Source organism: Streptomyces sp. C10-9-1 (assembly GCF_024497955.1).
GTDB classification, from domain to species: Bacteria; Actinomycetota; Actinomycetes; order Streptomycetales; family Streptomycetaceae; genus Streptomyces; species Streptomyces sanyensis.
On sequence record NZ_JANHKP010000006.1, the window covers coordinates 294,833 to 306,979 of the forward strand.

At 73.9% G+C, this 12,147-nt stretch carries 8 protein-coding genes; all 8 read left to right on the plus strand.

Going from position 1 to position 12,147, the window contains the following annotated elements; all coding sequences use genetic code 11:
• Positions 1-8: 8 nt before the first annotated feature.
• The 8 genes from NPS70_RS11105 to NPS70_RS11140 all read left to right on the plus strand — a co-directional run bounded on the left by NPS70_RS11105 (position 9) and on the right by NPS70_RS11140 (position 12,134).
• Entirely contained in the window at positions 9-695 is a 687-nt protein-coding gene (locus NPS70_RS11105; protein WP_256523972.1) for a 2OG-Fe dioxygenase family protein, read from the plus strand.
• A gap of 75 nt (positions 696-770) precedes the next feature.
• Positions 771-1,679, plus strand: a complete 909-nt coding sequence (dapF, locus tag NPS70_RS11110) for a diaminopimelate epimerase (protein ID WP_256523974.1) — start codon at positions 771-773, stop codon at positions 1,677-1,679.
• A complete protein-coding gene (locus tag NPS70_RS11115; protein ID WP_256523975.1) occupies positions 1,676-2,812 on the plus strand; it encodes a pyridoxal phosphate-dependent aminotransferase in 1,137 nt (378 codons plus the stop codon). The genes dapF and NPS70_RS11115 overlap by 4 nt, the downstream gene beginning before the upstream one ends.
• A gap of 128 nt (positions 2,813-2,940) precedes the next feature.
• Positions 2,941-6,114 (plus strand): amino acid adenylation domain-containing protein, encoded by a 3,174-nt coding sequence (locus NPS70_RS11120; RefSeq protein ID WP_256523976.1) that lies wholly within the window; start codon positions 2,941-2,943, stop codon positions 6,112-6,114.
• Positions 6,115-6,185: 71 nt separating this feature from the next.
• On the plus strand, positions 6,186-7,541 hold the full coding sequence (gene glyA, locus NPS70_RS11125) for a serine hydroxymethyltransferase (protein WP_374211981.1): 1,356 nt from the start codon (positions 6,186-6,188) through the stop codon (positions 7,539-7,541).
• On the plus strand, positions 7,538-9,994 hold the full coding sequence (locus tag NPS70_RS11130; protein WP_256523977.1) for an amino acid adenylation domain-containing protein: 2,457 nt from the start codon (positions 7,538-7,540) through the stop codon (positions 9,992-9,994). The genes glyA and NPS70_RS11130 overlap by 4 nt, the downstream gene beginning before the upstream one ends.
• Complete coding sequence (locus NPS70_RS11135; RefSeq protein WP_256523978.1) at positions 9,991-10,827, plus strand: thioesterase domain-containing protein; 837 nt, start codon at positions 9,991-9,993, stop codon at positions 10,825-10,827. Before NPS70_RS11130 ends, NPS70_RS11135 begins: the two co-directional genes overlap by 4 nt.
• A complete protein-coding gene (locus NPS70_RS11140; protein WP_256523979.1) occupies positions 10,824-12,134 on the plus strand; it encodes an MFS transporter in 1,311 nt (436 codons plus the stop codon). Before NPS70_RS11135 ends, NPS70_RS11140 begins: the two co-directional genes overlap by 4 nt.
• The last annotated feature ends 13 nt before the right edge of the window (positions 12,135-12,147 follow it).

Here is a 12,147-nt window from a genome sequence, read left to right on the forward strand (position 1 = left end):
GACACGCCATGCCGCTCGGCAGCCAAGGCTTCAGCATCATCGACCTGCCGGACACAGCACCGGACATCCTGCCCAGCTACGACGACTGCCCCGTCGACGAGTACATGGGCAACGGCACCCGCTTCAAGCGGTTCTCGCAGTACCGGCTCCGGCCGGAGGGCACCGACGCGTGGTCGTTCGAGCGGCTCCCGCACCGCGACTACACGACCTACAGGAAGTTCAACTCGGTGGGCGGCGGCATCCGCCGCGTCTACGAGCCGATCAAGGTCGACTTCACCCCGCTGATCCGCGCCGGCATCACCGAGCTGGGCCTGGACCGGTCGGAGGACTGGCAGATCAACGTCCACCAGAACCGGACGCGCGCCGAGGGCGGCCGGCCCGGCCCGCTGACGCCCGAGGGCGTGCACCACGACGGCCACGAGTTCGTCATGATCGGGATCCTCAACAAGGTGAACGCCGCCGGCGGGACGACGCGGCTGTGGAACCCGGGTGCGGACGAGCCCTTCTGGAGCGGCACCCTGGAGCCCGGGCAGGCGGTCGTCCTGGACGACCGGGCGCTGGCGCACGACGTGACCGACGTGCTCTCCGCGGACGGCGGCCCCGGCCACCGGGACATCGTCATCATCGCCTTCTCCCGCTGGGCGGAGAAGTGGTACGGCGAGGAGCACGACGCCGCCGCACTCGCCGAGCAGTAGCGACTCCCGGTGCGGTCCGCCCCGCGGCGCACGCCGCCCGGGGCGGTCCGCACCCGCCGCCTGACAGGACGGGTCATGACCGATTTCTTCAAGTACCAGGCAGCGGGCAACGACTACCTGGTGATCGACCCCCGCCACACCGGGCTCGCCGTCTCCCCCGAGACCGTCCGGCTGCTCTGCGACCGGCACCTGGGCATCGGCGCGGACGGGGTGCTGCACGGCCCCCTGGAGCCCTTCTCCCCCGGTTCCCCGGTCCGCCTGGCGATGTACAACTCGGACGGCTCGGTGTGCGGGCGCAGCGGCAACGGGCTGCGGATGTTCGCCCTCCACCTCGCCGAGCGGGAGCCGGGCACCTGGGGCGGGGGCGAGGAGTTCACGGTGCGCACCCTCGCCGGGGACAGCCCCGTGCGGATCACCGACGCGGCCGCCGGACGGGTCCGGGTGGGCATGGGGCGTCCGAGCTTCGACGCCGCCGACCTCCCGCTCGCCGACGAGGACGGCAAGCCTCTCTCCGGCCGCGCGGTCGACGTGCCGCTGTCGGTGGGCGACGAGGTCCTGCACGTCACCTGCGTGCACAACGGCAACCCGCACACCGTGGTCCCGGTGGAGCGCCCGACCGCGGGGCTGGCACGGCGCCTCGGCCCGGCGATCGCCCGGCACGACCGCTTCCCCGAGGCCACCAACGTGCAGTTCGTCCGGGCGGTCGGCCCGGACGTGCTGGAGATCGAGGTCTTCGAGCGCGGCGCCGGGTACGTCACCGCCTCGGGCAGCAGCGCCTGCGCCGCCGCCTCCGCCGCGCGCGAGCGGGGCCTGTGCGGCGACAACGTGGAGGTGCGGATGCCGGGCGGCAGTGTGCACATCGGCCTGGCCGCCGACGGCGGGGTCACCATGACCGGGACCGCCGAGCAGGTGGCGGCCGGGGTCCTCGCGCCGGCCCTGCGCTCCCGGCTCGCCCGGCTGACCGCGGCGGAGGGCACGCGGTGAGCGCGCCCGCGGCTGCCGCAGGCACCGGCGAGGGCCACGACTACCCCATACGCACCTGGGTGTTCGAGGACGCCGCCGGGCGCTTCGACATCGACCTCGGGGACAGCAACATGCGCCCCGTCCGGTTCGACGAGCTCACCGTGCCGCCCGGGCTGGAGCTGGACTACGGCCACGACCGCGGCATCCCCGCCCTGCGCGGGAGGGTGGCCGCGCTCTACGGCGGCGACCCCGGCTCCGTGCTGGTCACCCAGGGCGCCCAGCAGGCACTGCACCTGGTGTACACGACCCTGCTGACGCCGGGCGCCCAGGTCGTCACCTTCCGCCCCGGCTGGCAGCAGTCCTGGGACGTCCCCTCCGAGCTCGGCTGCCGGGTCGAGCTCGTCGGCTACCGTCCCGACCTCACCTTCGACGTGGAGGCGGCCGAGCGGGCCGCCGGGCCCGACCTGAGGCTGATCGTCGTCAACAGCCCGTGCAACCCCACCGGCCGCCACATCGCCGGGGCCGACCTGCGCAGGCTGGCGGCCCTGGCCGAGCGGACCGGCGCCTACCTGCTGCTCGACGAGGAGTACGCACTCGAACTCTCCGCGTCCTTCGCCGTCGGGGCGGACCGGGTGGTCTCGGTGTCGAGCCTGTCCAAGGTCTACGGCTTCCCCGGGCTGCGGGTCGGCTGGATGTACGGGCCGCGGGCCGTCGTCGACGCCTGCGCGCGGAGCAAGTTCCTCGCCACCATCTCCAACTCCGTGCTGTGCGAGGAACTCGCGTGCACGGTGCTGGACGAGCGGGAGCGGCACCTGTCCGCCTACCGGGAGCTGACCGGCCAGGGCCTGGCGCTGGTGCGCGGCTTCGCCGAGCGCAACGCCGACGCGGTACGGCTCGTGGAACCGCAGGGCACCCCCTTCGCCTGGCTCTGGCTCACCACCGGCGAGCGGCCCCTGGCGATGTGCCGCCGCGCCCTCGACCTGGGCGTGCTGCTGATGCCCGGCGAGACGCTCGGCGCACGGGACGGTTTCCGGATCTGCTTCGCCCGGGAACCGGAGGCCGTGGCCGAGGGCCTGCGGCGGGTGGAGCGGGTCCTCAGACCTCCGGGAGCCCCCGGCCCCGGGGTTCCCGCCGGGCCGCCCCCGCCCTCCTGAATCCCCGGCCGGCCCGGCTCCCGCCGTCCCCGGCTCCCGCCCCCTCCCTCCGTCCGGGCCCCGCGCCCGGGCGGTCGGGCTCGCCACCGAGTGACCACCCCGCGACAGCCGAATGGAGTCCCGCAACGATGAGCACCCTGGACGCCGCCGAGGACCGCATGCCCCTCTCCTTCGGGCAGGAGCAGCTGTGGTTCCTGGACCAGATGAACCCGGGGACCACCACCTACAACGTCACCTCCGCGTACCGCCTGCGCGGGTCCTTGGACGTCCCGGCCCTGGAAGGCGCCCTCAACCTGCTGGTCAGGCGCCACGACCAGCTGCGGGTGACCTTCCACCAGGCGGACGGCGTCCCCTACCAGGTCGTCGCCCCCGCCGAGGACACACCGCTGGCCGTCGAGGACCTGACGGGCGCGGACGACCCCGAGGCCGCGCTCCGCGAGACGCTCCAGGCCGAGGGCGACACCCCCTTCGACCTGTCGGCGGGCCCGATCCGGCGCTTCCGCCTGCTGCGCCTGGGCGACGGCCACCACGTGCTCTGCACCAGCTTCCACCACATCGTCACGGACGGCTGGTCGGGAGGAGTGATCAACCGGGAGATCGCGGAGGCGTACCGGGAGCTCGCCGCCGGGCGCACCCCCGCCCTGCCGGAGCCCGAGGCCGGCTACCCGGACCACGTCCGGCGCCAGCGGCAGCAGCGCGCCGAGAACGTCTGGGAGACCGAACTGGACTTCTGGGCCGAGCGGCTGGCGGGCCTGGAGGCCCTGGAGCTGCCCGCGGACCGGCTCCGACCGGCGCAGCCGACGCACAGCGGCGAGACCTTCGTGGTGGAGTTCCCGCCGGAACTGCTCACGCAGGCACGGGCCCTGGCCCAGCAGCAGGGCGCCTCGCTCTACATGGTGGCCGCGGCGGCGGTGAACGTGGTCCTCAGCCGCTACAGCGGGCAGGAGGACATCGCCCTCGGCGTGCCGATGCTGGGCCGCACCGAGCCCGAGCTGGAGGACGTCGTCGGCCTGTTCATCAACATGACGGTGCTGCGCTCGGACCTGTCCGGCGGCATCACCTTCGCGGAGCTGATCGAGCGGATCGCCGACGCCAACCTGGACATGTACGACAACCAGGACGTGCCCTTCGACCAGGTCGTCGACCGTGTGCAGCCGGCCCGCGACGCGGGCCGCAACCCCCTCTTCCAGATCGCCTGCCAGCTGCTCGGCGAGACGACCTCCGGCGACGCCCTGGCGCTGGCGGGGCTTGCGTCGGAGACCATCACGGTGGCGGGCAGGCAGTCCCGGTTCGACCTGTCGTTCACCTTCATCGAGGGCACCGAGCGGCTGCGCCTGATCGTCGAGTACGCCACCGACCTGTACGACCGCTGGCGGATCGAGGCCCTCGTCGGGCACATCCGGACGGTGCTCGGCGCGGCGGCCGCGGCGCCCGGCACCCCGGTCGCCCAGCTGCCGCTGCTCACCGAAGAGGAGCGCACCGCGCTGCTCGACGCCGGCCGCGGGGCGGACTTCGACTTCCCCTCCGAACCGGTCCACGCCACCATCGCGCGCGTCGCCGCGGAACACCCGGACCTCGTGGCGGCGGTGTGCCGCGGGGTGGAGATGACCTACGGCGAGCTGATGCGCCGCGCCACCGCGCTGGCCCGCTACATCCGCTCCCGCGGGGTGAAGCCGGAGCAGGTCGTGGCCATCGCCATGGACCGCGACCTCGACGCCCTGGTGTCCGTCCTGGGCGTGATGGTCTCCGGCGCGGCGTACACCCTGCTGGACCCCTCGCACCCGAACGCACGGCTGGACCACATGCTGCGGGACACCGCCTCGCCGCTGGTGATCACGCGGTCCTCGGTGAAGGACTTCCCCGACTCCTGCGGCTGGGAGCGGTTCCTGGTCGACACCGAGTGGGACGCCGTCGAGGCCCTGCACAGCGACGAGCCGCTGGAGGAGTGGGCGACGCCCACCTCGCTGGTGTACGTGCTCTACACCTCCGGGTCCACCGGCCGCCCCAAGGGCGTGATGATCGAGCAGCGGGGCCTGCGGATCTTCATCGAGGCGTACCGGCGCTCCTTCGGCGAGTGGGGCCACCGGGACCGGCTGCTCCAGCTCCCCGCGCTGACCTTCGACATGTCCCAGGGCGAGATCTTCGCGGGTCTGATCAGCGGCTCGGCCATGGTGCTGGTGGCGCCCGAGGACGCCTCCTCCCCCGAGTCCCTGGCCGCGCTGATGCGCGGGCAGCGGGTGACCTACGCGGGGCTGTCGCCGGCGATCCTCTCGGTCGTCGAGGCAGGCCCCTACCCGGACCTGAAGCACATCATGGGCGGCGCCGAGGCCCTGCCCGCCGAGCTGGTCAACAAGTGGAACCAGCCGGGCCGGATGTTCGTGAACCTCTACGGGCCCACCGAGGCGTCCATCGCCACGACCGAGTACCTGTGCGAGCACAAGGAGTGGCGCTCCTCGCCGCCCATCGGCCGTCCCGAGTTCGGCCGCCTGCACTACGTGGTGGACAGGGAGTTCAACCTGGTGCCCGTCGGCGTGCCGGGCGAGCTCCTGATCGGCGGTGACGAGGGACTGGCACGCGGCTACCTTAACCTCCCCGAGATGACCGACGAGAAGTTCGTCCCGGACCCCTTCCAGGAGACCGGGCGGGTCTACCGGACCGGCGACCTGGTGCGCTGGACCCCCGACCTGCAGATCGACTTCATCGGCCGCCTGGACAACCAGGTGAAGCTGCGAGGTCTGCGGATCGAGCTCGGCGAGATCGAGTCGGGGCTGCTGACCCACCCGAAGGTGCGGATGGCGCTGGTCCTGCTGCGCGAGGACGGCGGCGAGAAGCAGCTCGTGGCCTACTACACGGTGCTCGGCGAGGAGTCCCCGACGGTGACCGAGCTGCGGGAGCACCTGGGCCGCACCATGCCCGAGTACATGGTGCCCACGGCCTGGGTGGAGCTGCCGGAGTTCCCGCTCACGCCGGCCCGCAAGATCGACCGGGCCGCCCTGCCCGCCCCGGCGGGTGCGGAGGGCGGGGGCGGCTCCTACGTCGCGCCCGCCACGCCCACCGAGGAGAAGGTCGTCGAGGCGTTCGAGGCGGTGCTCAAGCGCGGTGAGATCGGCACCGCGGGCGACTTCTTCGGCCTCGGCGGCAACTCGCTCCAGGCGATGCGGGTGGTGAGCCGCCTGAACAAGCACTTCAAGGTGAAGGTCAACGTCCGCCTGCTGTACGGCAGCGCGACCATCGCCACCATCGCCGAGGGGATCGACGCCCTGGTGGCGGAGAAGGCCGCCAGGACGGCGGGCGCCCGGTGACCGAGGCCCTGCGGGCCGGGGCCCCCTCGGGGGGCCCCGGCGCCGGGCGCGAGGGTGCGCAGCACCGGCTGCTGCGCCGGGGCGCCGCCCTGCTGGAGGAGTCGGACCCGGAACTGGCCCGGCTGCTCGACGCGGAGGCGGACGAGCAGACGCACACCCTCGCCATGGTGGCCTCGGCCAGTGTCGCGGACCCCGCGGTGCTGGCCGCGGGCGGCGCCGCGCTCTCCAACGTGACGGCGGAGGGCTACCCCGGTGCCCGGTACCACCCCGGGGCCGCGCGGTTCGACGCCGTGGAGCGGCTGGCCGCCGAACGCGCCCGGCACGCCTTCGGCGCCGCGTACGCCAACGTCCAGCCGCACTCCTGCTCCTCGGCGAACCAGGCGGTGCTGGCGGCCCTGCTGGCACCCGGGGGGACACTGCTCTCCCTCGACCTGGACTCGGGCGGCCACCTCACCCACGGCTCCCCGGCCTCGGTCACCGGACGCCACTACCGGGCCGTGCACTACGGGCTGGACGCCGCGGGGCTCGTCGACTACGGCGCGGTGGAGGAGCTGGCGCGCCGGCACCGGCCGCAGGTGCTGATCGCCGGGGCCAGCGCCTATCCGCGGCGGCTCGACTTCGCGCGCTTCCGGAGCATCGCCGACGAGGTGGGCGCCTACCTGGTGGCGGACATCTCGCACATCGCGGGGCTGGTGGCGGCCGGCGAGCACCCCAGCCCGGTGGACGTCGCCCACCTCACCACCACCAGCACGTACAAGCAGCTGGGCGGCCCCCGGGGCGGGCTGATCCTCAGCGGGGCCGAGCACCGCACCCCGGGCCCGGACGGACGGACCCCGCTGGAGCGGCTGGTGCAGCGGGCGGTCTTCCCCCAGTCGCAGGGCACCCCGGCCCCGGCGGCGATCGCCGCCAAGGCGCGGGCTCTCGCCCTGGTCGCGGAGCCGGCTTTCAAGGAGGCCATGCGGCTGGTGGTCGAGGACGCCTCGGCGCTCGCGGCCGCGCTCGCCCTGCGCGGCCACCGGGTGCTGACCGGGGGGACCGACAACCACATGGTGCTGCTGGACATGGGCGCCCGCGGGATGAGCGGGGTGGTCGCGGAGCGCGCGCTGGAGGAGTGCGCGATCCTGGCCAACCGCAACCGCATCCCGTCGGACACCAGGCCGCCGCTCGTCACCAGCGGCCTGCGCCTGGGAACGAACATCCTGGCCCAGCGCGGCATCGGGCCGGACGAGATGCCGCGCTGCGCGGAGCTGATGGACCGGGTGCTCGGCGCCACCACCGTCCTCGGCGACACGGAGCACCGCGTCGACCCGGGTGTCCGCGACGCGGTCCGCCGTGAGGTCGCCGCGCTCTGCCGCGCCCACCCGCTGCCCTTCTGGCCCGCCGCCCGCACCGCGGTGACCCCCGACCGCTCAGGAGAGAGGCATTGACCGCGCACACCACACCGCCGCCGCGAGAGGCGGCGCCGCCCGCGCTCCTGCCCGCCGACCGGCCCCGCCAGCCCGGGCTGGCGCCCGCACCGCCCGCCTGCGAGCGCCTGGTGCTGGAGGGGTCCTCCGCCGCGGCGGAGGACCCGTCGCTGCTGGGCGCGTTCGCCGCCGTGCTCCACCGCTTCACCCAGCAGGACGCGTTCGCCTGGACCGCCCGCACCGGGGCGCGGGCGGCGCGCGTCCGCCTGCACCACCGGGTGGCCGCCGGCACGACCGCCGCCGACCTGGCACGCGCCGCGGCATCCGCCGGATCCGCCTCCGGGAGCGAGGAGCGGGACGGGCCGCACGCCGGGGACGAGTTCGAGCTGGTGCTGCACCCGTGCACGCCCTCGCCGGAGCCGCGGCGCACCGTCGAGCTGCGCTACGACGCCCGGCTCTTCGACGCGGCCAGCGCGCACCGGCTGCTGGCCTCCTACCGCACGCTGCTCGGCGACGCACTCGCCCGTCCCGACGCCCCCGTGACCGGCCTGCGGCTGCTGGACCCGGACGAGCTCCACCGGATCCTCGTCGAGTGGAACGACACGGCCGCGGCCCTTCCCCGCGACAGCTGCCTGCACACGGCGTTCGAGCAGCGGGCGCTGCTGTCGCCGAAGGCACCCGCCGTGATCGAGGGCGGCCGCGAACACGGCTACGACGAGATCGACACGGCGGCCAACCGCCTGGCCCACCGTCTGCGCGGGCTCGGGATCGGGCCGGACGCCCGCGTCGGCGTCTGCCTGGACCGCTCCACCGACCTGCTGGTGGCCGTGCTCGGGGTACTGAAGGCGGGCGGCGCCTATGTGCCCCTCGACCCCGACTACCCCGGCGCACGGCTGGCGGCCATGGTGGCCGGCAGCTCCTGCTCGGTCGTCGTCAGCCGCGGGGACCTGGCGGGGAACCTGCCCGCCGCACGGGCTGCCGGGGAGGCGGGGCCGGAGCTGGTGCTCCTGGACCGGGACGGGGCGGCCCTCGACGCGCTGCCCGCGCACGCCCCCGAGGGCGGTGCGGGACCGGACGACCTGGCGTACGTCATCCACACCTCCGGCTCCACCGGCGCCCCCAAGCCCATCGCCCTGCGGCACCGCGGGGTGGTGAACAACATCGCGGACCTCAACACCCGCTTCGGCGTGGGTCCCGAGGACCGGGTGCTGGCGCTGTCCTCGCCCAGCTTCGACATGTCGGTCTACGAGTTCCTCGGGCTCACCGCCGCCGGAGGCACGGTCGTGGTACCCGACCCGGCGCGGACCAGGGACCCGGCGCACTGGGCGGAACTGCTCGCCGCCCACCGGGTCACCGTGTGGAACTCGGCGCCCGCACTGCTGGAGCTGGCCGTCGACCACCTGGAGGTCACGGGCGCGGCGGCCCCGGACAGTCTCCGCCTCGCCCTGCTGGGCGGGGACTGGATCCCCGTGTCGCTGCCCGACCGGGTCCGAAGGCTCGCACCCGGGCTGCGCTTCGTCGCCCTCGGCGGCGCCACCGAGGCGTCCATCCACTCCACGCTGTACGAGGTGGCCAGGACCTCCCCGCGGTGGACGAGCATCCCCTACGGCCGCCCGATGGCCAACCAGCGGACCTACATCCTCGACCCGGAGTCACGGCCCGTCCCGCCCGGTGTGCCGGGGGAGCTCCATCTGGCGGGCACCGGCCTGGCGCGCGGCTACCTGGACCAGCCGGAGCGTACCGCCGAGCGGTTCTTCGACTGGTCCTTCGGCGAGGTGGCGGGCGAGCGCCTGTACCGCACCGGGGACATCGCCCGCTTCGGCCACGACGGGCTGATCGAGCTGCTCGGACGCTCGGACTTCCAGGTGAAGCTGAACGGGCTGCGGATCGAGCTGGGCGACATCGAGGCCGCGCTGCGCGGTCACGAGGCGGTCAGGGAGGCGGTCGTCGCCGCCCGCGAGGACGCATCGGGGACACGGCGCCTGGTCGGGTACGCGGTGCCCGTGCCCGGGCGGTCCCCGGCTCCTGCCGAGCTGCGGGAGCACGCCGCGGCACTGCTCCCGCCGTTCATGGTGCCGGGTGCGGTGCTGGTGCTGGACCGTCTGCCTCTCACCCCGAACGGCAAGGTGGACCGGCGGGCGCTGCCCGCGCCGGAGGACGCGGAGCCCGGCGGTGGTGCCGCGGCGCACGCGGTGGACGTCGTACCGCCGTCCACGGCGACCGAGCGGAAGATCGCCGAGATCCTCTCCGAGGTGCTGCCCGCGCCGCGGTTCGGCGCCGACAGCGACTTCTTCGCCTCCGGCGGCAACTCGCTCCAGGCCGTGCGTGCGGTCACCCGGATCAACAAGCACTTCGGCATCAAAGTCAACGTGCGCCTGCTGTACGGCGGGAACACGGTCGCCGCCATCGCGTCGGCCGTGGACCGGCAGCTGTCGGCGGCGCGAACACCCCCGAACGGAGAACGGACACCGTGACCGCGCCCACTGCGGACAGCCTGGTCCCCCTCAGGGACACCGGAGACCTGGCCCCCCTCTACTGCATCCACCCGGTGTCCGGATCCCCCTACTGCTACTCGGGTCTGGTGAACGCCCTCGACCCGCGGCGTCCGGCCTTCGGGCTGGAGGCCCCGGGCTTCGACGGCGAGTCGGAACCCGCGGGATCGATCGCGGAACTGGCGGAGCGCCATGCCGCCACGCTCCTCGACGCCCGGCCCGAGGGCCCCTTCCTGCTGCTGGGCTGGTCCCTCGGCGGCGTGCTGGCGTACGAGACGGCGCGGCTGCTCACGGCTGCCGGGCGGGAGGTGCCGCTGGTGGTCGTCATCGACGCGGCTCTGCGGCAGCAGATCGCGCTGCCGCCCGAGAACGAGATGGTGCGCTACTTCCTGCACGACTTCCTCGGTGTGATGAGCGGCATGCTCGGTTCGGCCACCGGCGAGGCGCCCGCCCTCGACGCGGTGCTCGACGGTCTCGGACCGGTGGCCGGACCGGCCGAGCGGCTGGCGGCCGTGGAGGCCTCCGGTGCCGTCCCCGAGGAGTTCGACGCCGAGTTCCTGCTGGAGCGGTTCGTGCTCTTCCGCGCCCATGTCACGGCGATGTACGCGCACACCGTGACCTCCGTGCACGACGGGCCCGCGGTACTGATCCGGGCCGCGCGGTCGAACCACGCGCTGATGGAGTGGAAGCCGTTCCTGCCGCGGCTGTCCTCCCACATCGTGACCGGTGACCACCACTCGATCTGGCGGGAGCCCGGTCTGGGGGAGATCGGCACGGTGGTCTCCGCGGCGCTGGAAGCCGGGGCGGCCGGGTGAGCGGCGACACGACGGGGACGGTGGGCGCCCCCGCGGAGCACCAGGACGCTCCGCCGCCCCGTCTGTGGCGCAACCGCGACTTCATGGTGTTCTGGGTGGGCGAGGCCCTGTCCGTCTACGGGACGCAGATCACCGCGCTTGCCCTGCCGCTGACGGCCGTGCTGGTCTTCGACGTCGGCCCGGAGCAGCTGGGCCTGCTGCGCTTCGCGCAGCTGGTGCCCTTCCTGGGCCTGGCGCTGCTGTTCGGGGTGTGGGTGGACCGGGTCCGCAAGCGCCCGGTGATGCTGGGGGCGAACCTCTCCCGGCTGGTACTGATCGGCCTGGTGCCCCTGCTGTACCAGTTCGACCTGCTGACCCTGCCGATGCTGTACGCGCTGGCCCTCGGCGTCGGTGTGGCCACCGTGTTGTTCGACGTCAGCTGGATGTCGTACGTGCCGATCCTGGTGAAGGACCGGCGCAGCCTGCTGGAGGCGAACACCAAGCTCAACGCGACCCTCTCGTCCGCGGACGTCGCCGGGCCCGGCATCGCGGGCGCCCTGGTCAGCGCGGTGTCGGCGCCCTTCGCGATGGTCGCCAACACCTTCTCGTACGCGGTGTCCGTCGTCTCGCTGCTGGCCATCCGGGCACCTGAGCTGCCGCCTCCCGCGCGGGAGACGACGCGGCGGCTGCGCACCGAGCTCGCCGAGGGCCTGCGGTGGGTCTTCGGCAACCGGTGGCTGCGCGCGATGGGCCTGGTGGGCTGCTCGTGCAACTTCTTCCTGACGATGGTCCAGTCGCTGTTCCTGCTGTACGCGGTGCGGGAGCGGGGCCTGTCGGCGGCGGCGGTCGGCTTCGTCATGGGCGCGGCCGCCCTCGGCGGTCTGCTGGGCGCGGTGATCGCTTCCACGGTGGTGCGCCGGCTGAGCGTGGGCACGGCCTACCGGGTCTCGGTGTCGGTGATCTTCCTGGGACCGCTGCTCGTGCCCGCCGCGGGTGGTCCGCAGTGGCTGCTGATGTCGCTGTTCGTGGCCTCGTTCTTCCTCGAGTACCTGGGCGGCAGTGTCTCCAACGTGCTGATCGTGAGCCTCCGCCAGGCCATCACCCCGCAGCACCTGATGGGCCGGATGACGGCCGCGATGCGGATGCTGCTGTACGGCGGCGGCGCGCTCGGCGGGCCGGTGGGCGGTGTGCTGGCCGGCGTGGTGGGCCTGCGCGAGGCGCTGTGGGTGGCGGGGGTGCTCTCCGCCCTGATGCTGGTCCCCATCGTCCTCTCGCCCGTGGGCCGGCTGCGGACCATGCCGACGGGTCCGGACGACATGCCGGCCTGATGCCGTCCGGTGC